General features: G+C 57.0%; 18 protein-coding genes, 5 tRNA genes, 3 rRNA genes and 2 riboswitches. Of the genes, 17 read left to right on the top strand and 9 right to left on the bottom strand.

Annotation, left to right across the window (positions count from 1 at the left end; translation table 11 throughout):
- Positions 1-19: 19 nt before the first annotated feature.
- Both cydB and EGX79_09365 read right to left on the bottom strand, forming a co-directional pair.
- On the bottom strand, positions 20-1036 hold the full coding sequence (cydB, locus tag EGX79_09370) for a cytochrome d ubiquinol oxidase subunit II (protein ID AYX82365.1): 1017 nt from the start codon (positions 1034-1036) through the stop codon (positions 20-22).
- 19 nt (positions 1037-1055) lie between these two features.
- Entirely contained in the window at positions 1056-2645 is a 1590-nt protein-coding gene (locus EGX79_09365; GenBank protein AYX82364.1) for a cytochrome ubiquinol oxidase subunit I, read from the bottom strand.
- A 216-nt stretch (positions 2646-2861) separates the two neighbouring features.
- Here EGX79_09365 and EGX79_09360 point away from each other — a divergent pair.
- Positions 2862-2937, top strand: a tRNA-Lys gene (locus EGX79_09360).
- 72 nt (positions 2938-3009) lie between these two features.
- Here the strand turns inward: EGX79_09360 and EGX79_09355 are convergent.
- Positions 3010-3540, bottom strand: coding sequence for an NUDIX domain-containing protein (locus EGX79_09355; protein ID AYX82363.1), 531 nt, complete (start codon positions 3538-3540; stop codon positions 3010-3012).
- A gap of 200 nt (positions 3541-3740) precedes the next feature.
- Here EGX79_09355 and EGX79_09350 point away from each other — a divergent pair.
- Together EGX79_09350 and EGX79_09345 are read left to right on the top strand one after the other, a co-directional pair.
- Positions 3741-3816, top strand: a tRNA-Glu gene (locus tag EGX79_09350).
- A 14-nt stretch (positions 3817-3830) separates the two neighbouring features.
- Positions 3831-3907, top strand: a tRNA-Asp gene (locus EGX79_09345).
- 111 nt (positions 3908-4018) lie between these two features.
- On the opposite strand, the gene EGX79_09340 is transcribed toward EGX79_09345, so the two are convergent.
- Entirely contained in the window at positions 4019-5173 is a 1155-nt protein-coding gene (locus tag EGX79_09340; protein AYX82362.1) for an IS256-like element IS3503 family transposase, read from the bottom strand.
- A 601-nt stretch (positions 5174-5774) separates the two neighbouring features.
- On the opposite strand from EGX79_09340, the gene EGX79_09335 reads away from it, so the two are divergent.
- The 4 genes from EGX79_09335 to EGX79_09320 all read left to right on the top strand — a co-directional run bounded on the left by EGX79_09335 (position 5775) and on the right by EGX79_09320 (position 6945).
- Positions 5775-5851: transfer RNA gene (locus tag EGX79_09335), tRNA-Asp, on the top strand.
- A gap of 19 nt (positions 5852-5870) precedes the next feature.
- Positions 5871-5946: transfer RNA gene (locus EGX79_09330), tRNA-Phe, on the top strand.
- A gap of 154 nt (positions 5947-6100) precedes the next feature.
- On the top strand, positions 6101-6556 hold the full coding sequence (locus EGX79_09325) for a hypothetical protein (protein AYX82784.1): 456 nt from the start codon (positions 6101-6103) through the stop codon (positions 6554-6556).
- Between the two features lie 107 nt (positions 6557-6663).
- A complete protein-coding gene (locus tag EGX79_09320; protein AYX82783.1) occupies positions 6664-6945 on the top strand; it encodes an N-acetyltransferase in 282 nt (93 codons plus the stop codon).
- A 100-nt stretch (positions 6946-7045) separates the two neighbouring features.
- Here EGX79_09320 and cysE read toward each other — a convergent pair whose 3' ends face one another.
- Positions 7046-7639: a serine O-acetyltransferase gene (gene cysE / locus EGX79_09315; protein AYX82361.1), complete on the bottom strand. Its 594-nt coding sequence runs from the start codon at positions 7637-7639 to the stop codon at positions 7046-7048.
- 115 nt (positions 7640-7754) lie between these two features.
- On the bottom strand, positions 7755-8687 hold the full coding sequence (gene cysK, locus EGX79_09310) for a cysteine synthase A (protein AYX82360.1): 933 nt from the start codon (positions 8685-8687) through the stop codon (positions 7755-7757).
- A gap of 303 nt (positions 8688-8990) precedes the next feature.
- Positions 8991-9260, top strand: a riboswitch (cobalamin riboswitch).
- Between the two features lie 66 nt (positions 9261-9326).
- Between cysK and EGX79_09305 the strand changes: the two genes are divergently transcribed.
- The 5 genes from EGX79_09305 (at position 9327) to EGX79_09285 (ending at position 13850) form a co-directional block, all read left to right on the top strand.
- Complete coding sequence (locus tag EGX79_09305) at positions 9327-10109, top strand: energy-coupling factor ABC transporter permease (protein AYX82782.1); 783 nt, start codon at positions 9327-9329, stop codon at positions 10107-10109.
- A gap of 38 nt (positions 10110-10147) precedes the next feature.
- Positions 10148-10525, top strand: a complete 378-nt coding sequence (locus EGX79_09300; protein ID AYX82359.1) for an energy-coupling factor ABC transporter substrate-binding protein — start codon at positions 10148-10150, stop codon at positions 10523-10525.
- Positions 10522-11259 carry a cobalt ECF transporter T component CbiQ gene (gene cbiQ, locus EGX79_09295; GenBank protein ID AYX82358.1) on the top strand — a complete coding sequence of 246 codons (738 nt, stop codon included), beginning with the start codon at positions 10522-10524 and terminating at the stop codon, positions 11257-11259. The genes EGX79_09300 and cbiQ overlap by 4 nt, the downstream gene beginning before the upstream one ends.
- 2 nt (positions 11260-11261) lie before the next feature.
- Positions 11262-12086, top strand: coding sequence for an ABC transporter ATP-binding protein (locus EGX79_09290; protein AYX82357.1), 825 nt, complete (start codon positions 11262-11264; stop codon positions 12084-12086).
- A 194-nt stretch (positions 12087-12280) separates the two neighbouring features.
- A riboswitch (cobalamin riboswitch) is annotated at positions 12281-12538 on the bottom strand.
- 475 nt (positions 12539-13013) lie between these two features.
- Positions 13014-13850: a helix-turn-helix transcriptional regulator gene (locus EGX79_09285; GenBank protein AYX82356.1), complete on the top strand. Its 837-nt coding sequence runs from the start codon at positions 13014-13016 to the stop codon at positions 13848-13850.
- 71 nt (positions 13851-13921) lie between these two features.
- On the opposite strand, the gene EGX79_09280 is transcribed toward EGX79_09285, so the two are convergent.
- The gene (locus EGX79_09280; protein ID AYX82355.1) at positions 13922-14521 is read right to left on the bottom strand and encodes a cob(I)yrinic acid a,c-diamide adenosyltransferase; all 600 of its coding nucleotides are present in this window, start codon (positions 14519-14521) and stop codon (positions 13922-13924) included.
- A gap of 29 nt (positions 14522-14550) precedes the next feature.
- Between EGX79_09280 and murA the strand changes: the two genes are divergently transcribed.
- The 5 genes from murA (at position 14551) to EGX79_09255 (ending at position 23112) form a co-directional block, all read left to right on the top strand.
- A complete protein-coding gene (gene murA, locus EGX79_09275; protein AYX82354.1) occupies positions 14551-15831 on the top strand; it encodes a UDP-N-acetylglucosamine 1-carboxyvinyltransferase in 1281 nt (426 codons plus the stop codon).
- A gap of 753 nt (positions 15832-16584) precedes the next feature.
- A 16S ribosomal RNA gene (locus EGX79_09270) occupies positions 16585-18118 on the top strand.
- A 375-nt stretch (positions 18119-18493) separates the two neighbouring features.
- Positions 18494-21590: ribosomal RNA gene (locus EGX79_09265) — 23S ribosomal RNA — on the top strand.
- 94 nt (positions 21591-21684) lie between these two features.
- A 5S ribosomal RNA gene (rrf, locus tag EGX79_09260) occupies positions 21685-21801 on the top strand.
- The 16S, 23S and 5S rRNA genes sit together here, the layout of an rRNA operon.
- A 168-nt stretch (positions 21802-21969) precedes the next feature.
- The gene (locus EGX79_09255; GenBank protein AYX82353.1) at positions 21970-23112 is read left to right on the top strand and encodes an alpha/beta hydrolase; all 1143 of its coding nucleotides are present in this window, start codon (positions 21970-21972) and stop codon (positions 23110-23112) included.
- Positions 23113-23243: 131 nt separating this feature from the next.
- Here EGX79_09255 and EGX79_09250 read toward each other — a convergent pair whose 3' ends face one another.
- Both EGX79_09250 and EGX79_09245 read right to left on the bottom strand, forming a co-directional pair.
- On the bottom strand, positions 23244-23885 hold the full coding sequence (locus tag EGX79_09250; GenBank protein ID AYX82352.1) for a DUF3239 domain-containing protein: 642 nt from the start codon (positions 23883-23885) through the stop codon (positions 23244-23246).
- A gap of 25 nt (positions 23886-23910) precedes the next feature.
- Entirely contained in the window at positions 23911-25614 is a 1704-nt protein-coding gene (locus EGX79_09245) for a DEAD/DEAH box helicase (GenBank protein AYX82351.1), read from the bottom strand.
- Positions 25615-25657 lie beyond the last annotated feature (43 nt).

Here is a 25657-nt window from a genome sequence, read left to right as displayed (position 1 = left end):
CTAACCTCCAACGGACGGTCTACTGTGAGACCTTACGTTCAGCCATCAACCGCTTGCGGAATACCCAGTATGTCCACGCCTGGTAGGCAATCACCAGTGGGGTAATCACCAGCGCGGTCCAGGTCATGATTTTCAGCGTGTAGGGGTTAGAGGCGGAATTCCAGATATCGAGGGAGACTCCGTCGGCAAGCGTCGTCGGCATCAGGTACGGGTACATGGCGCCGAAGACAACGGTGGTGACGGCAGTCACGGTGACGGCGGTTGCGGAAAAAGCGATGCCATCGCGGTTGCCTACGGTTGCGGAGATGGCAATGACCAACCCCGCGACGGCGATGACGACAACAGCCCACAGCCAGGTCTTTCCGTAGCCCAGCTGTGTCCAGATGAGGAACACGCCGCCAAATATCAGCGCCGACAGTGCCGGAATTCGAGCGGCGTTGCCGACCTCGTCGCGTAGCTTGCCGGCGGTCTTCAGCCGCAGGAACGTAACTGCGTGAAGAGCGAACACAGCCGCAAACGCAATCCCGCCGACCAGGGCGTACGGGTTCAGCAACCCGAGCAGGGTACTAAAGCCGGAGTCCAAGTTCTTGTCGGCATTCAGCGGGACACCGCGCACCAGGTTCGCGACCGCTACGCCCCACAGAATTGGAGGCAGCCAGGAGCCGAAGATAATCGCGCGGTCGCACCAGGCGCGCCAGTGCTCATCGTTGACTTTGAAGCGCCATTCCAGCCCGACGATACGGACAATCAACGCCACCAGAATCAGGAAGAGCGGCAGGTAGAAGCCGGAAAACATAGACGCATACCATTCCGGAAACGCCGCGAAGAGCGCGCCGCCAGCGGTAATTAGCCACACTTCGTTGCCGTCCCATACCGGCCCGATAGTTCCGAGCATCGCTTTACGACGCGGTTCATCGCGGCCAACGAACGGCAGCAGCATTCCGACGCCGAAGTCAAAGCCCTCGAGAAGGAAGTAGCCGGCGAACAGGAACGCGATCAGGACAAACCACAAAACGGGAAGATCTAATCCGAACATGTCAGAGATACATCCTTATCTACTTTGTGTCCTCAGTCGCGGAGACTTCGGAGTCGGGGCTGGCAGCGGACTGGGCATGGACCTTGTTGAATCGAACCGGAGACGAGATGATCGCGCCCAGATTGGTAGCGATTGGTGACGACGGGCCAGCGTGCTCGGGGTCATTGCCGATGGCGTTGATAGCCTCAGCGGATTCGGTCGGAGGTCCGGCAATAACTGCGCGGCGAATCAACCAGAACCACACCACTGCCAAAAGCAGGTAGAGCAGGGTAAAGCCCACCAGGGTGATAATCACCGTGGCCGGTGCGTGGTCGGACACACCCATATCGACGGTCATGCGAATCAGCTCGGTGCGCGGGTCGCCCGCGTGATCCGGGTTCGGGTGCACAATCCAGGGCTGACGGCCCATCTCCGTAAAGATCCAGCCAGCGCTGCTGGCCAAGAACGGGAACGGAATCGCGAGGATACTGCAAGCGGCGAAAATGCGGGCTCGCTTGCCCGTCGGCACGCGCCCCTTGCGAGTAAATAGCCAAGCGAAAAACGCGATAGCCAGAGAACCGACCATGAGCCCAATCATGGCGCGGAAAGACCAGTATGTGACGAACAGATTCGGAGAGTAATTGCCTGGGCCGAAGACCGCCTCAGCTTTTTCTTGCAGGTCCTGCACGCCCTGGAGCGTGACGCCACTGAACTTGCCCTCGGCCAGGAAAGGCAGCACCCATGGCACCTCGATGAGATGCAGCACCGAGTCGCAATTGTTGTGCGTACCGACGGTCAGAATCGAGAACATTGGATCTGTCTGCGTGTGGCACAGGGACTCGGCCGATGCCATCTTCATCGGCTGCTGCTCGAACATAAGCTTGGCCTGGATATCGCCGGTGATAAACACCGCCAGCGAGCTGAGCACAGTTGTCCAGAGCCCGACCTTCATGGACTTGTGAAACGTCCGTTCGTGAACAGTATTGCTCTGGCCACCGCGGCGGCTCTGAACCAGCCACCAGCCACTGACGCCGACAACGAGCGTGCCGGCGGTAAGGAAAGAGCTGGCCACGGCATGCGGGAAAGCTGCCAAGGCAGTGGAGTTGGTCAACAGTGCGCCAAAGTCTGTAAGCTCTGCGCGGCCGGTTTCCGGGTTGTAGACCGCGCCTACAGGATGCTGCATGAACGAATTGGCGACGATGATGAAATACGCCGAGATATTCACCGCAATAGCGACAATCCAAATCGAGAGCGTGTGCATCCAGGTGGGGATACGCCCCCAGCCGAAAATCCATAGGCCCAGGAAGGTGGATTCCAGGAAGAACGCGATGAGTCCTTCAAGAGCCAGCGGGCCGCCGAAGACATCACCGATCATGCGGGAGTACTCCGACCAGTTCATACCGAACTGGAATTCCTGGACGATACCCGTGGCTACGCCCATGGCGAAGTTAATAATGAAGATGGTGCCGAAAAATCGTGTCGCTCGGTACCAGAGGTCATTTTTCGTCGTGGCCCACAGTGTCTGCATGAGCGCGACGAGCGGAGCTAGACCAATTGTCAGCGGGACAAAAATGAAGTGGTAGACGGTGGTTATGCCAAATTGCCAACGAGATATATCGACGACATCCATGTTTCCTCGACTGAAAAAGTAGACATAAACGATGCGTGTACTCCGACGGATTTGTCGAAGCCTGCATCAAGTGTCCGCAGTATTCCTGCTTATTAATTCAGTCGGACAGGAGGGGTAAAAAGTTCCGGGGCGTGAACTTATCGACGCGGGCAGGGCAAAACTCCGGAGGGCAATTATTAAAAACAAGCGCGTAATTGCTAGGCTATTTTGTTGCGCGGGCCTTTAGCTCAGCTGGTAGAGCTACGGACTTTTAATCCGCAGGTCGCGGGTTCGAGCCCCGCAGGGCCCACAAGCACGCAAAACCCCAGGTCATCAACAGCCTGGGGTTTTGTAGTATCTTGCCTGTATTTGCCCTCTGTGGCACCTACTTCTCCCGCTTGTGGTAGCCCATCCGTGGCTTGAAGCCCGCCGGGTGCTTAAGCTGCGCCACTGCATCGGCGACTATCAAGCGGAAGCGTGGCTTCATCGGTGGCATCTGTGAGATCTGGAACCATCCGACATCAGTGGATTCATCATCAGCGACATAGGGGACGTCGTCGCCAACAACACTGCAGCGCATGGAGATATCCAGATATGAGGAAACATCGCCGTTGAGGTGTTCGATAGGGCCAACGGCGCCAGTTCCAAGCAGGGCCTCAACTGTGACATCGAGTCCCGTTTCTTCCTTTACCTCTCGCACGGCGGCGTCGTGAGGCTGCTCGTCCGGGTCGATAATTCCGGTGACTGGGGTCCATTCACCATTATCGGAGCGACGAACCAGCAAGACCTCGGGCAAGGCGTACATCGGTGCATTCGGCGGAACATCGCGAATGACGATAGCCGTGACACCGGGGAGCCAGAGCGGAGCGTGGCCCACTTTTTCACGGAGCTGAACAATGAAATCCGGAATTGCCATAGTTGCGAGCTTATCTGAGTACTAGTAGCGTCCGCGGAAATAGTAAGAAACTCCAGTTCAACCGTGGATTTTGGGAAAAGGGTACTTATCCTCTATAGTTCTTTACGTTGCCAAGAGCGCGCGCAAATGCAATGTTCATACACTGCAGGTGTACGCGGAGTGTGCCACTGAGTGGGCAACTCTTTGCAGCGTTAAGTCGGGCTCCCATCGTCTAGAGGCCTAGGACTCCGCCCTTTCACGGCGGCAACACGGGTTCGAATCCCGTTGGGAGTACCACTAAAAATCATGATGGCCCTGTGGCGCAGTTGGTTAGCGCGCCGCCCTGTCACGGCGGAGGTCGCGGGTTCAAGTCCCGTCAGGGTCGCAATTCTAAACGCCAGTTCCGGTTGGAGCTGGCGTTTTTTGCTTTTGGTTAGTGGTGCGCTGGGCGTCGGGGGGTTAAGTAAAGAAAAGTGTGTCTTTTCCGGGCGTGTTGCGGTTATTTGATCCAGCCTTTTTGGATGCCGAGGTTGTGTTGGTAGCTGGTGTCGATGGCGGTGTCGTATTCTGCTGGTGCACCGATGTCATTGGTAGTGGCTGTGGTGTTGTGGGTGATCAGGTCTGTTGCTGTGGAAAGTGCGTCTTGACCCCATCGTTGGTCCCTGGCGATCTTGACCGGATCGTCAGGGACTTCTGTATGTAGATACAGCCACCAATCCATCACTGTGCGTTGATGCGGTAGTGATAGTCCGCGGTGTCTGCGGGCTAGTTCTTTTATGGGGGCGTTGATGCCACCTTCGAGGCTGTTTGTTGTTGCTGCAAGGTTGTCGGGGTCGATGGTTGTTGGTGGGGGTTGCAGGTAGGTAAACAGCAGGTCTCTGCGGTGCAGAGATAGCAATGATTGATAGGCCGCTCGGACGCGTTGGTGGGTGTAGACCTTGGTGTAGGCGCCGGTAACGGGGTCTTTGATGGTGGTTTTCTCGTTCATCCATTCCCGGTAGGTGTGGTCGAATTCGTGCAGGTGGGCGACCCATGTGGATGCTTGGTCAAGGTCGGTGATGCGAGTGAGTTTCAGGGCTAGGCGGTAGAGGGTTTTGCCGGCATCGGTGCGGGGGTTGCTGGTGGTGTGGCGGCGGACTGTTCGTTGGGCGTGGACGAGGCAGCGTTGGATGCGTGTTGTTGGCCAGCAGTGGTGGATGGCTGATTGGGCACCTTGTCCGCCGTCTGTGACTGCGATTAGTGGTGCGGCAATGGGGCGTAGGAGTTCGGTGTAGGCGGCGGTGGTTTCGTGTCTGGCCCAGGTCCAGTTGATGACGTGGGTTTTACTGGCTGCGATCAGGAGGCATCCGGACTTTAGATAGGTCGCGTCGAGGAAGATTTGGTCATGGATGCGGAATGAGTCGATGGTGGGTGTGGGGATGATCCACCAGCACCATCGGAATCGGTGGTGCATGGTTTGCCTGGTTACGCCATGGTGTGCGGCGAAGGTGGTTAGAGATTGGGTGCCGGTGGCCCATTGGATGAACAAAGCCATGGTGGCGGTGTTTTTGTTGTGGGTTTGGGTGTTGCGGGTAAAGGAGTGTCCGCAGTGGGTGCAGCGCCAACGGGTGGTTGATTTGCTGGTGGTGCCGTTTTTTTTGTGTTGTTGCCGCATAGTGGGCAGCTGGGGCGGTTGGTGGTCATCCTTTAATCCAACCGGTGTGCGGTTAGCACAAATGTGGCCGGAGGTGCGGGATGGTGTGGGTAATAGCTTTCGGGGAGCTATTCTTTGGTGATTTGTGGTGTGTGGTCTGGGGTTATGGTGGCATGCGGACACACTTTTCTTTACTTAACCCGCGTCGGCGTGGGTAATGGACAAAAAGTGTGTCTGACTCTCAAGATGGTGACTGGTGAGAAGCCAAAAACTACGGGCTGCAAATGTGAAACTGTATGAGTTTATGACACTTTCAGGCCATTTTTCGGGCTATTTTTGTCATAAACGTAGTCAGTAACTTGCATCGCCCCAACGCCGCCAGTCATAAACGTAGTCAGTAACTCGCATCGGTGTCACTGGGGGAGAGGGGGGGGCTTTACCCGGGTTTGGTGGGGAGAGCTTTTGCCACAGTCTAGGATGCCCCGAGACCCGGGGCTGGATGTCAGTTTTCAACTTAAAATATCTGCCATGAACTGGCGATTTGCTTATGTTCAGCGCTGTTCTGTAGAGTAACAACTCGTGCACAGCGCTGGTAATCCAGAAAGTTGAGCACGGCATTTAAGGCCCTGTGGCGCAGTTGGTTAGCGCGCCGCCCTGTCACGGCGGAGGTCGCGGGTTCAAGTCCCGTCAGGGTCGCCACTTGATTAAATTCAAGTCTGGCCAGATAGCTCAGTCGGTAGAGCGTCCGCCTGAAAAGTGGAAGGTCAGCGGTTCGATCCCGCTTCTGGCCACAATTAATCCCCAGTCCGGAAACGGGCTGGGGATTCTTTGTTTTACCAGGTGTTTGTCGCGGGGATCGTCGTAAAGCACAGTGCATCGAGCCGTGCGAAAGCCTTAAAGTGGGGGAAATTAAACCGCGTACACACCCTAGCGGATAGGATGTTGTGCATGAGTAAGGAATTCGCCTCAGCAGGAACGCTGTCCCACGATAAGACGCTGCCGTGGGTCGTGCGCATCTTCGTCTACACGGATGCTGAGGGCAGCCAATCGGCTGCTGAGAAGGTTCGTGGGGTGCTCGCGGAACTGATTCCGGATCAGGAAGTCAACGTCTACGAGGATGTCATGCCCGATGTGGGGCGCACCTCTTCGCTCGCTGATTTGTGGGCGGAGGCCAACCCGGGCATGGATCCGGGGGATCGGAAGCGTTACCGCATCAGTGTGGTGGCTCCGGGGCTGTCTCACTGCGAAATGGCGGATCTGGCAGGCCCGCTCGCTGAGGCCGTCAGCCCGGGGTGGGCAGAGGGGGAGGCTGCGACTAAGGTCGCGAAGGGCGATGTCCCGTGCCGTGTCGCTGTCGGGCGTGCCGACGAGCACCCGGGCGAACCCCCGCTAGTGCAGAACTAGCCGGGATTCGGAATTAATCCGAAGCGAGAGCTGTTATCTGGGTTACATCCTAAGAGTCGTTTGCAATGACGACGCTTCACAACCATGAGAGGGAAGTGATTCCGAAAATGGCACACACTATTTCGCATGATGAGGCCGGTCAGCGCTACGTTCTCACCGTAGAGGGAGAAGAGGCCGGCTTTGCCGCTTACACCCCGGTGGAAGGTGCCCTGGACTTTGACCACACGGTTGTAGATGGCAAGTTCCGTGGACAAGGCCTGTCCAAGCCGCTTATCGCAGGCGCGTTGGATGATGTTCGGAAGAACAACCGAAAGATTCGCACCAGCTGCTCCGCTGTTGCCAACTTCGTGGAGAAAAACCCGGAATACCAGGATCTACTGGCTGACTAGTCGCTGAAGGGCAAAGAACGCACAAAGCAGCCGGCCGGCTGCTCACGATAGGAAGAGCAGCCGGCCGGCTTTTGTATGTAGAGCTAGTTTTAGGGCGGGGCTAGATGAAGTCCCCGTCACCTTGGACGTACACCGCCGGATCGCACAACGGCTTGTGCTCGTCGGGCTTGGCAGGGCGTACGCGGCCCGGAATTCCTATCACGATGGAATCGGGTGGACAGCTGTGGGTGACCACGGAGTTGGCGCCGACTGATGAGCCTGCACCAATTGTGATGGGGCCAAGGACTTTCGCACCTGCTCCGACGGTGACGTTGTCCTCCAGGGTGGGGTGGCGTTTTACCTTCTCCAGTGAGCGGCCGCCAAGCGTCACGCCGTGGTAGAGCATGCAGCCGTCACCGATTTCTGCGGTTTCGCCAATGACGATGCCCATACCGTGGTCGATGAAGAACCTTCGGCCAATTTGAGCGCCCGGGTGAATCTCAATACCAGTCAGCCAACGGGAAAACTGTGCGAGTACTCGTGCAATGCCCTTGGAAATCCCGCCTCGTTTCCAGAGGCGGTGCGAGAATCGGTGAATCCAGATTGCGTGTAGGCCGGAGTAGACAATGGCATTTTCTACATCACTGCGCGCAGCTGGGTCGTGCGCGCGGGCATTGTCCAGATCCTCTTTGAGGATTCGGAAAAAGTCACTCATGGGCGTCAATTCTATCTGGTCGGAAGTGTGGGCAATGAAAAAACCCGCTTGCCGACGGAAAGTGCCAGCTAGCGGGCTCTGCAGAGAAGGTTACGGGCGTTTATAGCGCTTGGTCTTAGTCGCGCAGATCCTCGTACAGGATGGAGGAGACGTAGCGCTCGCCGAAGTCAGGAACAATCACGACGATGTTCTTGCCCTCGGACTCCGGGCGGGCTGCAATCTCGAGAGCAGCCTTGATGTTTGCACCGGCAGAAATGCCGCCGAGGATGCCCTCGGCTGCAGCGACCTTGCGGGAGACCTCAATAGCGTCCTCGTTGGTAACCGCAATGATCTCGTCGAGAAGCTCCTGATCGAGAACCTCTGGGACGAAGTTTGCGCCCAGACCCTGAATCTTGTGCGGGCCGGCGGTGCCCTCGGTCAGCAGCGGGGAGGCCTTCGGCTCAACGGCAACCAGCTTGATGTCCGAGTTGTGCTTCTTCAGCGTGCGACCAGCACCGGTAATGGTGCCGCCGGTGCCGACACCAGCCACGAAGTAATCAACCTTGCCGTCGGTAGCTTCCCAGATTTCTTCACCAGTGGTTGCCTCGTGGATAGCCGGGTTGGCCGGGTTGGCGAACTGGGAAGCCAGGATTGCATTGTCGGTGTTAGCCACGATTTCGTTGGCCTTATCGACAGCGCCGCGCATGCCATCCGCGCCCGGGGTGAGTACAAGCTCAGCGCCAAATGCGCGCAGAACGACGCGGCGCTCCTGGCTCATGGTGTCCGGCATAGTGAGAATGACCTTGTAACCGCGGGCTGCGCCGACCATTGCCAGCGCGATACCGGTGTTGCCCGAGGTACCCTCGACGATGGTTCCGCCCGGCTTGAGCTCGCCAGAGCGCTCGGCGGCATCGATAATTGCGTTGCCGATGCGGTCCTTGACCGAGTTGGCAGGGTTGTAAAACTCCAGCTTGGCAATCACGTTGCCCGGCAGGCCCTCGGTAACACGGTTGAGCTTAACCAGCGGGGTGTTGCCGATCAGTTCAGTGACATCGTTATAAATAGTCATTAATCTTATCCATTCCGGAAATCACAGAGGACTTCCTAATGAGTTTTCGCGTGTAGCCGTAGTGTACGCCTGATCCTGCAATTAGTACAGACCAGTTCGTCTATTTTATGGCTTGCGTAGGGAAGTGGAAGCTGTCAGTTCCGGTGCCGCCACCGTCATAGTCGCCGCGGCCGGCGCCGTCGCAGTCGCACCGCTATTTTCGCAATGCCCCTGCTATTGCCACGTTAACGCTGTCTCATTGCCTCGCTCGTCCTTACCTCCATTGTGAGGGTAAAGAGCATTAAAGTTTCTTAGAATCCACTATTCTGAGACGTGATTTACAGTGCACGGGAATGCCTTGTGAATAGGCAGCGGCCCTCGCCACTGTGATTGGGTGCGATTGTGGCCCTTATCTGCACAGCGGTTATATGTGATAACCGAAAAACGCAGACAATGGACTCAGCGATTGCGGTGCTTCGTCGAAGCCACTCAGAGGGACTCAAACCTTTGGGGAAGGAGGCGAGGCATTAATAGAAGTGTGAAGCTTTCCTCAGCCCATCAGCCAGGAGACCGACTGTAAATCATCCAATTCGCGTCCGCGGATTGGCGGTCGAGCGGTGCTGTCGAGGTGAATAGCGCCGTAGAAAGATGATTTACATCATGCATATTGCTGAGGGATTTCTCCCAGTCACTCATTGCATTGGGTGGGGTGTAGCTGCCGCTCCCTTTGTCATTCACGGCGCAATTCAAGTCAAGCGCACTATGAAAGAACATCCCGGTAGCGGCATGCTGCTCGGTGCTGCTGGTGCGTTTACCTTCGTGCTCTCCGCAATCAAGATTCCATCTGTGACGGGTTCCACTTCGCACCCGACAGGTACAGGTTTTGGTGCTGTAATCTTCAAACCTCCGGTGATGGCGCTGCTTGGCTCCATCGTGTTGCTCTTCCAAGCAATCTTGCTCGCTCACGGCGGCATTACGACGCTCGGTGCGAACATCTTCTCCATGGCAATCGTCGGCCCGTGGGTTGGCTACGCCTTCTACGTATTGACTCGAAAGCTCGGCGGAGGCCTACTACCAGGTGTGTTTATGGCAGCGTTCTTCGCTGACCTCTCCACCTATGTTGTGACCTCCGTGCAGCTCGCTCTTGCACACCCGGCAAACCCGGGCGGTGTCGGCGGCGCTCTGGCTACATTCCTCGGCCTGTTCGCTATCACGCAGATTCCGCTGGCAATCATCGAGGCTCTGGTCACCGTCATTCTCATGCGCACCCTGCTGGCCGTGGCACATTCTGAGCTCCTCGATCTCGGCTTCCTGTCCCGCTTCGGTGATGCGCCAGCACCGGCGCTGGAGGCGAAAGCTGCAGAAGCCACGGCTGACGCTGTTGCAGGATCTGTCACTTCGCAGAATGCGGCAGCTGCATCCGTATCTGGCCAGAAGCAGTAGCCGTCGTCAAGCGAAAAGAAGCGAAAGAGAGCACGATTATGAATGCAAAAAACAACGCGCAGATTGTCGACGCACAGGCAGCTAGCCAGCCGAAGAAGAACTCCGTGTGGGTCAGCGTTGGTCTCATTGTCCTGGTAGTCGTAATTGCCATGTTCCCGCTGTTCTTCAACTACGGGGACGACGACGCCGAGGAGCCGTTCGCCGGCACTGATGCCACCGCTACGGAGACAATTCAGGAAATCGACCCGAACTACGAGCCGTGGTTCGAGCCACTCGTCGGCGAGCTGCCGGGTGAGGTCGAGTCGGGTCTGTTCGCGCTCCAGGCCGTTATCGGTGCTGGCGTCCTGTTCTACGTTATTGGCTTCTACCGAGGGAAGGCTGCTGCGCGTTCGGACAAGCGCGAGAAAGAGCAGTGAATGCGCTAGAAGCTGCAGCGGCGCGCAGCGCTTGGGCACGCCGCAACGTGGGTGAAAAGATTCTGCTGCTCGGTGGGCTGCTGATTCTGGCGGTTGCGCTACCGCCAATTCCCTTTGCGCCTGTCATTGCGGTCATTGCTTGGTCTATTGCGTACATAGCCCGAGTGCCCCGCAAGCTGTATGTGGCAATGGTGCTGGCACCGGCGGCTTTTGTGCTCGTCGGCGCGTTTCCGCTTTTGGTAGCGCTTACTCCCGACGGTCTCGCGTGGTCGCCGGATGGCCCGCAGCGAATGGCGCAGGTTGTGATGCGTTCGTTTGCGGGTATCAGCTGCACGATGGTCTTTGCGCTGACCACTCCGATTTCGGAGCTCATTGCCTGGCTCGACAAGCACGGCTTGCCGCGATACTTGACGTACCTCGCCGAGGTGATTTACCGGATGACCGGCGTGCTGATTCACTCCGCACACTCGATGACGGAAGCGCAAGCACGACGCTTGGGACACTCCACGCGCCGGGCGATGATCCGAGATGTAGCGGCACAGTCCGCCAGCCTCTTTGTAATTGCCTTTACCCGCGCGCGCAAGATGCAAGAGGGAATCGAGCTGCGCGCCGATCCGAGCGCAATGAAAGTACTGGTGATTTCGCGGCCCAGGCAGCCGAAGTTCATCGCGATATCCAGTGCATTACTTTTGTCGTTGATTGCGGCCTGGGCGCTGCTGAAATGGGGTGTATAGGGATGTCGAGCAGCAGGAAAAATCGCGCTGATCACGTACATGGTGCCAACGGTGTCATTGTCGAAGCGGCTGCAGTTACATACGCTTACGACGAAACCCACGTTCTGAAAGGCGTGGATCTGGCAATTTCGGGTGGCGAGCGCCTAGCGCTGTTGGGGGCAAACGGTTCTGGCAAGTCCACGCTGTTGCGTATGCTCGCGGGAGCGTCTAAGCCCAATAGTGGTGAGGTCCGCCTTGACGGCACCGTCTACACGTACTCCCGGCACGGCCGCAATGCGGTCCGTCGCTCAGTGCAGATGGTCACGCAGGATCCGGATGAGCAAATCTTCGCGGCTAGCGTGTTTGCAGACGTCTCGTTCGGTCCCGTCAACCTGGGGCTTAAGAACGAGGAAGTCGAACGGCGCGTCCGGCAGGCTCTAGGTACCGCCGAGATCACCGATCTCGCCGAACGCGTTCCGCACCAGCTTTCCTATGGTCAGCGCAAGCGCGTCGCTCTCGCTGGTGCGCTGGCGATGCATCCGCGTGTGCTGCTTCTCGACGAGCCCTCCGCCGGCCTCGATCCGCAGGCGACCCGAAAGCTTGCACACACGCTCAATCAATTGCGCGATCAGAGCACTGCCGTCGTCGTCGCCACGCACGACATCGACTTCGCGTGGAATTTCGCCGATAGGGCAGCAGTGCTTGCCGACGGCAAACTGCGAGTTGGCTCCAAAGAGGAAATTTTGGCCGATCGACGGTTGGTCGAACATGCTCGATTGGCTTTGCCCTGGGCGCCCGTGGTCTCCAAGGCGATTGGGCGAGATGTGTGGCATCCAGAGGATGTTTAGGCGAGCGGTTTGGTTGGTGAATAGCTCATCGATATGTGCAGCTAAACCACGCTAAAAATGAGAAAAGCGCCCGCGGGCAGGGCGTAATGCCTATGAAAATAGGCCTAGAAATATAGGCGAAGCTGTCGCATTTCTTCGCTTCCATTTCACGTCACACCTGTCCGCGGGCGATCTCCGTGGCCGTGGCACTTTGCAGTGCCCTCGGCGCATCAGGCAGGTATTCGGACTTTCTGGCGTGACCGACAATAAGGGGATGACGACTGCCGCAAGCTTCAATGCTTACGTGCAGATCCTTATTATCAATTTTCCTACTTTTCGCCGCTTCCCAAGGTTGAAATAACCTCAGTGCCGTTGGCGAATTTTGTTCCAGATTACCGCTGCGGGACAGTTCCGGAATTGCACCGGATTCCCTCTTGCGTTTGCTGTGCACCACCTTCGGACAACCACGTGGAGGACGTAGCATTGAAAGTGGAACTCAACAAAACCTGTTGCATGTATGACAATAGCGCACGATGCAAAATAAGCGAAGGTCTTTTTCGAAAATGTCCGCATTGGGGGTAAAACGCCGTTCATTACCCTCTGTTATCAACATTCACGCAGTTTGTTAGCGGAAAAATAGCTACCCCCTGCCTTGTATTTATTCGGCCGAGGCGGGGCTAATGACAGGATTTATCCTGGTATTTTCTTTACGTACTTGTAGAGAAACCTAGTTGTTTCCTAAGATTGTGTGACGGATGCCTTAATGCAGGTGTACCCGTTCGGAGGGTACTATCTACTTTGTACGGTTTACAGCCCCCGAAAGGGTCAGTGGCCGCTGAGCGGTAGTTGGCCATTTCGTAGGAGTGTAAGTCGGCGCGAAGTCACAGGCTGATGGTGCCTCTGTGGGTGCCAGTGAAGCAATTTGCCCGTTACGCAGGAGGACGCGAGATGGATCCCCACCGCATTCTGGACGACAATGAGGTTATTAAGTCGTCCTTGGTCGCCCTAAAGAATGCGACTGGTATTCCGGTCACAATGTATGCGGAAGTCACCGATAACTCTAAGATGCAGATCAACAACTGGGTTGGCCTGCGTACTCCGGCCCTGCAGAATCTGACTGTGGAATCGGGTGCGGGTGTCGGTGGTCGCGTGTTGGCCACGCGCCGCCCGGTGGGTGTCAGTGACTACCTGCGCGCCAAGGTTATTACCCATGAGTATGACGACAAGATTCGTGACGAAGGCCTGCACTCGCTGGTCGCCGTGCCGGTGATCGTTTCGCGTCTTGTCCGTGGCGTGCTCTACGGTGGCGTGCACTCCTCGGTGCGCCTGGGGGACAAGGTTCTTGAAGAGGTCACAATGACCGCCCGTTGCCTGGAGCAGGACCTCGCTGTCGTCGATGCCTGCCGCAACATGGATCGTTCTGGCAACGGTAAGGGCGGCCGCATCATGAATGGCGCTGAGTGGGAGCAGGTTCGTTCCACGCACTCCAAGCTGCGCATGCTCGCTAACCGTGTGGATGACGAGAAGCTGCGCCAGGAACTCGAGGTGCTCTGTGACCAGATGGTCACCCCGGTTCGCGTCAAGCAGACCACCAAGCTGTCGGCTCGTGAGCTCGATGTTCTCGCCTGTGTCGCCCTCGGTCACACCAACGTCGAGGCCGCAGAGGAAATGGGCATCGGTGCCGAGACGGTTAAGTCCTACCTCCGCTCCGTAATGCGCAAGCTGGGCGCCCATACTCGCTACGAGGCCGTCAACGCGGCCCGTCGCATCGGCGCACTGCCGTAAACCGCTTGACGACGGTTCCTTTGCGCCCAAACCCGCGGGTATTGGGGTAGTCAGTTCTGCTACTTGCTCCGCTACTTACCCCCTGCTTGCCGCTGGGCTTCGCGCTCACCACCGGGGATCCACTTAACGTCGTTTCCGTCATTGGCCACTCTCGAAAGAATAAACAACAGGTCAGACAGGCGATTGAGATACTTCGCCGGTAGGACTGAGGTGGTTTCGGGAAATTCGCGGCAGGCAGCCCATGCTGCACGCTCGGCTCGGCGAGTAATCACCCGAGCTGTGTGTAGCAGTGCTGCGGCTGGTGTGCCTCCCGGGAGGATGAAGGAATCCAGTTTCGGCAGTTGTTCATTGAATTGGTCGCACCAGTGCTCGAGTCGCTCGATGTAATCCGGCTCGATACGCAACGGCGGGTACTTCGGGTTTTCTTCAATAGGTGTTGCCAGGTCGGCTCCGGCATCAAATAGGTCATTCTGCACGTAGCGAATGACAGCCGAGATTTCGTCGTCAAGCGTGCCGAAACTGAGCGCCTGGCCGAGTGCGGCGTTGGCCTCCTCGCACGTGGCGTAGGCGATAAGGCGAGAATCATCCTTGGGAACGCGGCTGAAATCGGATAATCCAGTGGTGCCGTCGTCGCCGGTGCGAGTGTAAATGCGAGTTAGATGAACGCTCATAGCTTCAAGCCTAAGCGCGATATTGCGAAATGTGGTTGGCTGGGGGAGTGGGAAATGAGCGATTTCTGGTTAAAGGCGGAGCGACGCTAAATGGTCAGGTTCAGATTTCCGGGGCGAAGAACTCGGTTCTGAAACTGATGGGTGCGGCGCTTCTCGCCGAGGGCACGACAGTACTGACGAACTGCCCTGAAATTGACGACGTGCCATTGATGCAAAAAGTCCTCGAAGGTCTCGGCTGCTCCGTGACGCGCGAGGGCGACCGGATTGAAATCACGGTGCCCGAAGAACTCTCGCATCACGCTGACTTCGATGCCGTGCGCCAGTTCCGCGCTTCGGTCTGTGTGCTCGGGCCGCTGACGGCGCGTACCCGTAACGCGATTGTCGCACTGCCCGGTGGTGACGCTATTGGTTCCCGCCCGCTGGACATGCATCAGGCTGGCCTGGAGAAATTGGGAGCACGCACCTATATTCACCACGGTTGCGTGGTGGCTGAGGCGGGGCGACTCAAGGGGGCGAACATCAAGCTGGACTTCCCGTCCGTCGGCGCGACCGAGAATATTCTGACCGCGGCCGTACTAGCGGAAGGTACGACTGTGCTGGATAACGCCGCCCGTGAGCCCGAAATTGTCGACCTGTGCGAGATGCTCGTGGAGATGGGCGCCAAGATTTCGGGTGCGGGATCTAACACCATCACGGTTGAGGGCGTAGAGAAGCTGCACCCGACTGAGCACAAGGTTGTCGGCGACCGAATTATCGCAGGGACCTGGGCTTATGCTGCAGCGATGACCGGCGGCGATATTACGGTCGTTGGCATTAACCCTAAGTACCTGCACCTTCCTCTGGAAAAACTGAAGAACGCAGGCGCTCAGGTCGAGACCTACCCGCAGGGCTTCCGCGTGCGTATGGACAGGCGTCCGCAGGGTGTGAACTATCAAACGCTGCCATACCCAGGCTTTCCGACGGACATGCAGCCCATGGCCATTGCTCTGTCCGCGGTGTCCGAAGGGACGTCAGTGCTTACCGAGAACGTTTTTGAGTCGCGCTTCCGGTTTGTCGACGAGATGATTCGCCTCGGCACGGACGCGACTATCGATGGCCACCACGTGATGATTCGCGGAAAGAAAACGCTGAGTTCCGCACCTGTGTGGTCTTCGGACATTCGCGCCGGAGCGGGACTAGTGCTTGCTGGGCTGTGTACTGAAGAAGGTGACGTCACTGAGGTGCACGATGTCTATCACATCGACCGTGGCTACCCGGGCTTCGTAGAGACACTCAATTCTCTTGGCGCTTCTGTTGAACGGGTTAGCTAGTGATTGTTGGCCTCTGGTCAATGGCTAACGGCTAAGCGCACGGTGCTAGTTAAACGCGCGGTGCGGAAAACCATCGCAAGTCTTCGGTTCTGGATGCTTCAGAACCGTAAGGAGTGATTCTCCTGTGGTGGCTTGTGGTGGTTTTCGCTATTTTACCTGGGGTTTTGTGTCTTTGGGTGGGGTGTGTGTAATGTATCTGGAGGTCAGCGTGGCCAGGCAGTTTATGTGTTTGGTTGGTTGATGTGGGGGAAATGTTTTCGTGCGGTTAGCCGCTGGGAGTCGTTGGTTTGACTTTCTGGTTAATTGTTTGTTAATGTTTTCTCTCGCTGCTCACGTGGTGGTTGCCCTGGTTGGGGTGGTTGTCTTCGTGGGTGTGTGTTGTGTGAGAACTCAATAGTGTGCCGATGTACTAACTAATACTTTTTTGGGAAAGTGCTTGTTTGGTTGTCGTTTGCGTGTGTGTTGCTGGTGGGTGCCGGGGGCCTTTGTTTGTTTTGGGTCCTTTTGTGCTTGCGGGTGATGGATTGCGTGGCGGCGCCTTTGTTTGGGTGCTTTTCGCGTGGTTTTTTCATTTGTGGGAAAGATCATGGTTGTTCTCTTCTTTTTTGGCCTCGTCGGTTCGAAGGGGAGAACGTTTTATTTTTGGATAACGGCCAGGCCGCGCACTGTTTTTGGTGTGTGGTGGTTGTTTGTCTGTTTTTGTCAGGTTTTTGGGCCTTTCATTGTTTTTTGATTCTTCTGATTTGAAGGGTTTTTGATGGAGGGTTTGATCCTGGCTCAGGACGAACGCTGGCGGCGTGCTTAACACATGCAAGTCGAACGGTAAGGCTCCAGCTTGCTGGGGTACACGAGTGGCGAACGGGTGAGTAACACGTGGGTGACCTGCCCTGCACTTCGGGATAAGCCTGGGAAACTGGGTCTAATACCGGATAGGACCGCACCGTGAGGGTGTGGTGGAAAGTTTTTTCGGTGTGGGATGGGCCCGCGGCCTATCAGCTTGTTGGTGGGGTAATGGCCTACCAAGGCGGCGACGGGTAGCCGGCCTGAGAGGGTGGACGGCCACATTGGGACTGAGACACGGCCCAGACTCCTACGGGAGGCAGCAGTGGGGAATATTGCACAATGGGCGGAAGCCTGATGCAGCGACGCCGCGTGGGGGATGACGGCCTTCGGGTTGTAAACTCCTTTCACCATCGACGAAGGGTTTCTGACGGTAGATGGAGAAGAAGCACCGGCTAACTACGTGCCAGCAGCCGCGGTAATACGTAGGGTGCGAGCGTTGTCCGGAATTACTGGGCGTAAAGAGCTCGTAGGTGGTTTGTCGCGTCGTCTGTGAAATTCCGGGGCTTAACTCCGGGCGTGCAGGCGATACGGGCATAACTTGAGTACTGTAGGGGAGACTGGAATTCCTGGTGTAGCGGTGAAATGCGCAGATATCAGGAGGAACACCGGTGGCGAAGGCGGGTCTCTGGGCAGTAACTGACGCTGAGGAGCGAAAGCATGGGGAGCGAACAGGATTAGATACCCTGGTAGTCCATGCCGTAAACGGTGGGCGCTAGGTGTGGGTTTCCTTCCACGGGATCCGTGCCGTAGCTAACGCATTAAGCGCCCCGCCTGGGGAGTACGGCCGCAAGGCTAAAACTCAAAGGAATTGACGGGGGCCCGCACAAGCGGCGGAGCATGTGGATTAATTCGATGCAACGCGAAGAACCTTACCTGGGCTTGACATATACAGGATCGCGCCAGAGATGGTGTTTCCCTTGTGGCTTGTATACAGGTGGTGCATGGTTGTCGTCAGCTCGTGTCGTGAGATGTTGGGTTAAGTCCCGCAACGAGCGCAACCCTTGTCTTATGTTGCCAGCACGTTGTGGTGGGGACTCGTAAGAAACTGCCGGGGTTAACTCGGAGGAAGGTGGGGATGACGTCAAATCATCATGCCCCTTATGTCCAGGGCTTCACACATGCTACAATGGTCGGTACAGTGGGTTGCCAGTCCGTGAGGGCGAGCTAATCCCGCAAAGCCGGTCTCAGTTCGGATCGGGGTCTGCAACTCGACCCCGTGAAGTCGGAGTCGCTAGTAATCGCAGATCAGCAACGCTGCGGTGAATACGTTCCCGGGCCTTGTACACACCGCCCGTCACGTCATGAAAGTCGGTAACACCCGAAGCCAGTGGCCTAACACATTTTTTGTGGGGGAGCTGTCGAAGGTGGGATTGGCGATTGGGACGAAGTCGTAACAAGGTAGCCGTACCGGAAGGTGCGGCTGGATCACCTCCTTTCTAAGGAGATTATTTTTTCTTTGTGTCATGTGTCATCGTGTTGGTGGCGTGTGGCTATTTTTTGTTTTTTGGGTGGAACACCTACTGGTTAGATCACTGAAGTGGTGGTCTGCGCGTGCGTGTGATGATTTTAAGCGTTTGTGCTTTCCTTTTTTGTGTTGGTTGGTTGTTGGTGCGCTGTTGGGTGTCTGGGATGACACATGTTGTTGTTCCTGTTTACAGGTTGCTGCGTGCTGCGGGCAGGCTGCTGTTTGGTGGTTTGTTTTGTGGTGTGTGGGTGTTGTGTGAGAACTGGATAGTGGACGCGAGCATCTTGTTTTTCTGTAAGTTCGATTTTGTCAAGCAGTTTTTCTGTTTGTGATTGTTCTTAGTTATTTGTTTGTGTGTTGTGTTGTAAGGGCGCATGGTGGATGCCTTGGCATAGTAGGCCGATGAAGGACGTGAGAGGCTGCGATAGGCCTCGGGGAGCTGCCAACTGAGCGTTGATCCGAGGGTGTCCGAATGGGGAAACCTGGCCGTCGTTGTGGGCGGTCGCCGTTAGATGAATTCATAGTCTAATTGGTGGTTACGCGGGGAAGTGAAACATCTCAGTACCCGTAGGAGTAGAAAACAATTGTGATTCCGTTAGTAGTGGCGAACGAACGTGGATGAGGCTAAACCGCGTGCGTGTGATACCTGGCAGGGTTTGCGTGCGTGGGGTTGTGGGGATGCACTTTGCAGGGTCTGCTAGTCCTGCGTTGTGTTGTGTGGGTGTAGCGGAAGTGGATTGGAATGTCCTGCCGTAGACGGTGAGAGTCCGGTACGTGAAACACCCGTGCGTGCAATTGGTGTGTTGCCCGAGTAGCAGCGGGCTCGTGGAATCTGCTGTGAATCTGCCGGGACCACCCGGTAAGCCTAAATACCTGCTTATGACCGATAGCGGATTAGTACCGTGAGGGAATGGTGAAAAGTACCCCGGGAGGGGAGTGAAATAGTACCTGAAACCATGTGCTTACAATCCGTCAGAGCCCTTTTTTGTGGGGTGATGGCGTGCCTTTTGAAGAATGAGCCTGCGAGTCAGCGGCATGTCGCGAGGTTAACCCGTTTGGTGGGGTAGTCGTAGCGAAAGCGAATACTAACTAGTGTGTTGTCAGTGGCATGTCCTGGACCCGAAGCGGGGTGATCTACCCATGGCCAGTGTGAAGCAGAGGTAAGACTCTGTGGAGGCGCGAACCCACTTAGGTTGAAAACTGAGGGGATGAGTTGTGGGTAGGGGTGAAAGGCCAATCAAACTCCGTGATAGCTGGTTCTCCCCGAAATGCATTTAGGTGCAGCGTCGTGTGTTTCCTCCTGGAGGTAGAGCTACTGGTTGGTTTAGCGGGACTATCATCTTAGCGACATCAGCCAAACTCCGAATGCCGGTGAGGTGAGAGCACGGCAGTGAGACTGCGGGGGATAAGCTTCGTAGTCGAGAGGGAAACAGCCCAGATCGCCGGCTAAGGCCCCTAAGGGTGTGCTAAGTGGAAAAGGATGTGGGATCGCGAAGACAACCAGGAGGTTGGCTTAGAAGCAGCCATCCTTGAAAGAGTGCGTAATAGCTCACTGGTCGAGTGGTTCTGCGCCGACAATGTAGTGGGGCTCAAGTACACCGCCGAAGCCGCGGCAATCACCTTTTTGGTGGTTGGGTAGGGGAGCGTCGCGTGACTGCTGTGAAGCGCTGGGGTAACCCTAGTGTGGAGTGTGCGCGAGTGAGAATGCAGGCATGAGTAGCGAATGAGGAGTGGAAAACTCCTCCGCCGAATGACTAAGGGTTCCTGGGCCAGGTTAATCCTCCCAGGGTGAGTCGGGACCTAAGGCGAGGCCGACAGGCGTAGTCGATGGATAACGGGTTGATATTCCCGTACCCGTGTGTCCGCGCCCATGGTGAATCAGGGATACTAACCCACCTGAACACGCGCCGTTTACTAGCCTTTTAGGTTGGTTGGTGTGTGTGATGCTGGGGACCTGAACTGGTAGTAGCCAAGTGATGGGGTGACGCAGGAAGGTAGCCGTGCCACGTGATGGATATCGTGGTGTAAGCGTGTGGCCCGTGTTCTAGGTAAATCCGGAGCACATATAGGGTGAGGCGTGATGCGTACCCGTTTTGGGGAAGTTGGTGATCCTATGCTGCCGAGAAAAGCCTCTAGCGATGTGGATATACGGCCCGTACCCGAAACCGACACAGGTAGTCAGGTAGAGAATACTAAGGCGATCGGGAGAACTGTGGTTAAGGAACTCGGCAAAATGCCCCCGTAACTTCGGGAGAAGGGGGGCCATGACTGGTGACCGACGTGGTTGAGCTGGTTGTGGCCGCAGAGAATAGAGGGAAGCGACTGTTTACTAAAAACACAGGTCCGTGCGAAGACGGGTAAGTCGATGTATACGGACTGACGCCTGCCCGGTGCTGGAAGGTTAAGAGGACCTGTTAGACCCCTTTTGCGGGTCGAAGCGGAGAATTTAAGCCCCAGTAAACGGCGGTGGTAACTATAACCATCCTAAGGTAGCGAAATTCCTTGTCGGGTAAGTTCCGACCTGCACGAATGGCGTAACGACTTCCCTGCTGTCTCAACCACAGACCCGGCGAAATTGCAGTACGAGTAAAGATGCTCGTTACGCGCGGCAGGACGAAAAGACCCCGGGACCTTCACTATAGCTTGGTATTGGTGTTCGGTTCGGTTTGTGTAGGATAGGTGGGAGACTGTGATGCCTCAACGCCAGTTGGGGTGGAGTCGTTGTTGAAATACCACTCTGATCGTATTGGACATCTCAACCTCGGCCCGTGATCCGGGTTAGGGACAGTGCCTGGTGGGTAGTTTAACTGGGGCGGTTGCCTCCCAAAGAGTAACGGAGGCGCCCAAAGGTTCCCTCAGCCTGGTTGGCAATCAGGTGTTGAGTGTAAGTGCACAAGGGAGCTTGACTGTGAGACTGACAGGTCGAGCAGGTAGGAAACTAGGGACTAGTGATCCGGCACCGGCTTGTGGAAGCGGTGTCGCTCAACGGATAAAAGGTACCCCGGGGATAACAGGCTGATCTTCCCCAAGAGTCCATATCGACGGGATGGTTTGGCACCTCGATGTCGGCTCGTCGCATCCTGGGGCTGGAGTAGGTCCCAAGGGTTGGGCTGTTCGCCCATTAAAGCGGCACGCGAGCTGGGTTTAGAACGTCGTGAGACAGTTCGGTCTCTATCCGCCGCGCGCGTAGAAACTTGAGGAAGGCTGTCCCTAGTACGAGAGGACCGGGATGGACGTACCTCTGGTGTGCCAGTTGTCCCGCCTGGGGCATGGCTGGTTGGCTACGTACGGAAGGGATAACCGCTGAAAGCATCTAAGCGGGAAGCCTGTTCCAAGATTAGGTTTCTTTTGAGGTCCCCTATAGATGATGGGGTTGATAGGCCGGATCTGGAAGCATCGTAAGGTGTGGAGGTGACCGGTACTAATAGACCAAACATTCAACACGCAAAGTGTGAATTACAGGGTTTTTGCTCGCGTCCGTTATTCAGTGTCTGGCATGACACCACCCACCTGTTGTGGTGGGGATGGGTTGTTGCCTGGTTTTTGTCGGTGGTGTTAGCGGTGGGGTCACGCCCGGTCCCATTCCGAACCCGGAAGCTAAGTCCACCAGCGCCGATGGTACTGCACTCGGGAGGGTGTGGGAGAGTAGGTCGCCGCCGGCATAAAAAGTTTATTGTTGTGGGTCGTGGTAGCCAGTTCCCGTGTGGGGTTGGGTGCTGCGGCCCACTTTTGTTTTACCCACAGGTAAACGGAATTAACTAAGCGTCGATCGGATCCTCGGTTTCCTCTTTTGGTGAATCCTCGTTGGCTCTCTGTGGCAGACTGTCTCTATGACTAATCAGACACCTAACTCCGATGTGGTTAACCTCGCTTCTTCTGAGGACGAGGCTCAAGACAACTTCACTCCCGTAACGACCGAAGAAGGTAAGCTACAACAGCTTATTGAATGGCTCGAAGAACACGTCTCGGCCTATTCCTACTTGAGCGAGGTTGTCCCCTTGGGTGCCTCTGAGGAAGACATTAAGAAGGCTCGTGCTTCAGTCAATGACCGCGGCGCTCGTATGCCAGACGCCATCATTCACGGTTCAATGATGGTCCTGGGGGCGGCCGTCAACCATTCCTCGCCATACCTTGCGTATGCCGACGGCAAAGTAGAGGTGACGGATACGACGGTGGGGGATAGTCCTAGCGTTCCGGTGCGGGTTTTTGTCCCACAGGATCCAACCGGGTCTGTGGTAGTTGCCGCACACGGCGGCGCTTTCTGGATGGGCGACGGCAGTCTGCGTGAGAATTCCTTCGGCCCAAATATGGCTGCCCTGGCAGCCCGATCGGGCGCAATTGTTGTGGACGTGGATTACCGGCTCGCACCAGAGAATAAGGTATCTGAGGCCGTCTATGACATTGCGCGGGTAGTCGCATCTGTCGCAGATGATTCGTTGCAGCTTCAAAAATTGGGTGCAATGCCCATCAGTGATCAGAACCCGTTAGTTCTTTATGGTGTCTCTTCAGGCGGCCACAACGTTGTTTCCGCGGTAGACCAGATTAGTCAAGACACTCCGGTTGCTCTGTTGCTCGTTGCCCCGGCTCTAGACCTGCGTGGTGCTCCTGCGGTGTGGTTGCAGGCATTCTTCGGCACCTCTGATGATTCGGCAAAGGAAGTGTCACCGGGATTGCATGAGCCGTCGCGAAGCATGCGTGTCCACGTTCAGGCGGCCTCCCGCGATACTGTTGTTCGGCCAGCTACCGAGTACCTGAAGAAGGTCGAGGAGGCAGGTGGAGACGCCACTCAGGCGGTATTCTTGGCGACTCACCAGATTGCGGTTCCAAAGGTTCAGCGAGAGCAGATTACGGACGCGGCGCGGTTCATTCTAGAGGCCACTCACACGGAACGTGAGCTGCCAGAGGACCCGGCAGGTGAATACGATAAGGAAGCGATTGACCGGCAGAACGAAGAGTCCTGGGGTAAGAGCTAGTCAACCCGTTTCAGTTCCTAATGGCGCTCTCGCTGTGCATGTGAGCACCGCGGAGGGGAGCGCTGCTAAGGGAAATCGGGGGCGGGGCTAGAACAGCTCAGTGCCAAAAGGTCGGGGCTAACAGCCCCCGACTAGTGCAGCGGCAGGAGATTGCGCTTCGTTGCGTGTACCTCTTCCACCCGGTCGATGTTGCGTTCGAGCACATTCCAATCGTTGACCGGAATATTGCGCTGGGCTTGGGCAATGACTGACTTGTCTGGAGTGGACCACGCGAGCGGCACTGGGGTGATCTCGTCGTAGAACTCGGTGCGGCTCTTGTGCGTACCGGCCACAGCAACAGCTGGCACCTTCGCGCCCACACGGCGGGGAACCCCGGAAATCGTGGTGACAGTTCGTGTAGCCAGGGCCGGGACGGGCTCGCCATCGGAGGGGTCTTTACGCATGTCCACCAAGGTCATCAGCACCATGGTTCGCTCATCCACACGCGCAATCATGGCCGGAACCAGCGGGGATTCGTCGTAAAGCTCTTGCGGATCCTTAATTGCGCGTCGCACCTGGAAGGTAACGCCGACGTAGAGAGCTGCGAGGGCGAAAAGCATAACCGCGCTGCCGATAACAAACGGCGTGCGGTCGAAAACTATTAGAACCAGCACAGCGCCGACGAGCAGCAGAGCAGAGAAAATGCCGGAGGAGATGAGCAGTCGGCGGGCATCGCGGTAGTACTCGTTGTTGGCGTTGGTGTGCTCGCGGTTGACGGGGAAGTGAAAGTTCATGGCAGTCCTTTAGTTATCCAGTTTTCTAGGATTCCGAGCTAGCGGTGGAATCACCGGGCAGGGAGGGCCCGAGGTACTCGTCTGCGTCGACGATTCGGTAGGCGTAGCCCTGTTCCGCCAGGAAACGCTGGCGGTGAGCTGCGTATTCGGTATCGAGCGTATCGCGAGTCACCACCGAGTAAAAGACGGCGCCACCACCATCGGACTTCGGGCGCAGGAGACGCCCCAGGCGCTGTGCCTCCTCCTGTCGGGAACCGAAGGTGCCGGAGATTTGCACGGCGACAGAGGCTTCGGGAAGGTCGATGGAAAAGTTCGCAACCTTGGAGACCACCAGCGTGTTGATCTCGCCGCGCCGGAACTTCCCAAAGAGCTCCTCGCGTTTGGCGTTGGACGTCTTTCCTTCGATGACGTCGACGCCGAGCTCTTCGCCGATCTCTTCGAGCTGATCCAGGTAGGCACCAATCACCAGAGCGGGTTCGCCCTCGTGTCGGGCAAGGATTTGCTTGACGACGGGAATCTTCGTCGGCGTCGTTGCGGCCAGACGATACCTGTCGGAGGCCTCAGCCGTGGCGTAGAGCATGCGCTCGGACTCGGTCGGGGTCACGCGGACCTCAACGCAGTCAGCCGGTGCGATCCAGCCCTGGGCTTCGATGTCCTTCCACGGGGCATCGTAGCGCTTCGGGCCAATCAGGCTGAAGACATCGCCCTCGCGGCCATCTTCGCGCACCAGGGTAGCGGTGAGCCCCAGTCGACGGCGCGACTGCAGATCCGCACTCATTCGGAACACAGGAGCGGGCAGGAGGTGGACCTCGTCATAGATGATGAGGCCCCAGTCGCGGGAATCGAATAGCTCGAGTGCGCGGTATTCTCCCTTAGTCTTGCGCGTGACCACTTGGTAGGTCGCAATGGTGACGGGGCGAATTTCCTTCTTTTCGCCGGAGTACTCGCCGATTTCGTCCTCGGTCAGCGAGGTGCGTCGCAGCAGCTCGTCGCGCCACTGCCTGCCGGCGACGGTGTTGGTGACCAGAATCAAAGTGGTGCGCTGCGCGTCTACCATGGCCGCCGCACCGACGATTGTCTTGCCTGCGCCACAGGGCAGCACCACGACGCCGGAGCCACCTTCGCGGAAGGAATCAGCCGCCATGCGCTGGTAGTCGCGCAGTTCCCAGGTGTCGTGGCCTCCGGTGCCCTGATCCTGCCAAGCGATGGCGTGTGCCTCACCGTCGATGTATCCGGCGGTGTCATTGGCCGGCCAGCCGACCTTCAGCAGCTCCTGTTTGATACGGCCTCGCTCGGAGGGGTGCACGGTCCAGGTGTCGGCATCGATTTGCTCACCGAGCATCGGACGTATCTTTTTGTGCTTGGTCACCTCGGCCAGTACCGCAGGGTCGTGTGAGACCAGAATAAGGCCGTGAGCTGGATGCTTGGTCAGGCTCAGGCGACCATAGCGGTCCATGGTCTCCGCGACGTCGATAAGCAGCGGCTGTGGGACGGGGAACTTGGAGAAGCGCTCGAGGACATCGACCACCTGCTCCGCGTCGTGACCGGCGGCGCGAGCATTCCACAGCGCCAGCGGGGTGATGCGGTAGGTGTGCACATGTTCAGGAGCACGTTCGAGCTCCGCGAACGGTGCCAGCGCCGCGCGTGCCGCATCCGCCTCCGGATTATCGACCTCCAGCAGCACCGTCTTGTCCGATTGGACGATCAGCGGACCCGTACCGAAACCCATTATTTCCTCGCCTCGCAGACATTCGACCAAAAATAAGCTAAAG

It is taken from the genome of Corynebacterium jeikeium (genome assembly GCA_003955985.1).
In the GTDB taxonomy this organism is placed as follows: Bacteria; Actinomycetota; Actinomycetes; order Mycobacteriales; family Mycobacteriaceae; genus Corynebacterium; species Corynebacterium jeikeium_D.
Note: the sequence above shows the minus strand (reverse complement) of the source record. Positions and strands in the feature narration are given on the sequence as shown.

What these genes read in the sequence shown, in the direction of transcription:
- cydB (AYX82365.1), bottom strand. Translation starts at nt 1,036, where the DNA reads ATGTTCGGATTAGATCTTCCCGTTTTGTGGTTTGTCCTGATCGCGTTC.
- EGX79_09365 (AYX82364.1), bottom strand. Translation starts at nt 2,645, where the DNA reads ATGGATGTCGTCGATATATCTCGTTGGCAATTTGGCATAACCACCGTC.
- EGX79_09355 (AYX82363.1), bottom strand. Translation starts at nt 3,540, where the DNA reads ATGGCAATTCCGGATTTCATTGTTCAGCTCCGTGAAAAAGTGGGCCAC.
- EGX79_09340 (AYX82362.1), bottom strand. Translation starts at nt 5,173, where the DNA reads ATGCGGCAACAACACAAAAAAAACGGCACCACCAGCAAATCAACCACC.
- EGX79_09325 (AYX82784.1), top strand. Translation starts at nt 6,101, where the DNA reads ATGAGTAAGGAATTCGCCTCAGCAGGAACGCTGTCCCACGATAAGACG.
- EGX79_09320 (AYX82783.1), top strand. Translation starts at nt 6,664, where the DNA reads ATGGCACACACTATTTCGCATGATGAGGCCGGTCAGCGCTACGTTCTC.
- cysE (AYX82361.1), bottom strand. Translation starts at nt 7,639, where the DNA reads ATGAGTGACTTTTTCCGAATCCTCAAAGAGGATCTGGACAATGCCCGC.
- cysK (AYX82360.1), bottom strand. Translation starts at nt 8,687, where the DNA reads ATGACTATTTATAACGATGTCACTGAACTGATCGGCAACACCCCGCTG.
- EGX79_09305 (AYX82782.1), top strand. Translation starts at nt 9,327, where the DNA reads ATGCATATTGCTGAGGGATTTCTCCCAGTCACTCATTGCATTGGGTGG.
- EGX79_09300 (AYX82359.1), top strand. Translation starts at nt 10,148, where the DNA reads ATGAATGCAAAAAACAACGCGCAGATTGTCGACGCACAGGCAGCTAGC.
- EGX79_09290 (AYX82357.1), top strand. Translation starts at nt 11,262, where the DNA reads ATGTCGAGCAGCAGGAAAAATCGCGCTGATCACGTACATGGTGCCAAC.
- EGX79_09285 (AYX82356.1), top strand. Translation starts at nt 13,014, where the DNA reads ATGGATCCCCACCGCATTCTGGACGACAATGAGGTTATTAAGTCGTCC.
- EGX79_09280 (AYX82355.1), bottom strand. Translation starts at nt 14,521, where the DNA reads ATGAGCGTTCATCTAACTCGCATTTACACTCGCACCGGCGACGACGGC.
- murA (AYX82354.1), top strand. Translation starts at nt 14,551, where the DNA reads ATGTGGTTGGCTGGGGGAGTGGGAAATGAGCGATTTCTGGTTAAAGGC.
- EGX79_09255 (AYX82353.1), top strand. Translation starts at nt 21,970, where the DNA reads ATGACTAATCAGACACCTAACTCCGATGTGGTTAACCTCGCTTCTTCT.
- EGX79_09250 (AYX82352.1), bottom strand. Translation starts at nt 23,885, where the DNA reads ATGAACTTTCACTTCCCCGTCAACCGCGAGCACACCAACGCCAACAAC.
- EGX79_09245 (AYX82351.1), bottom strand. Translation starts at nt 25,614, where the DNA reads ATGGGTTTCGGTACGGGTCCGCTGATCGTCCAATCGGACAAGACGGTG.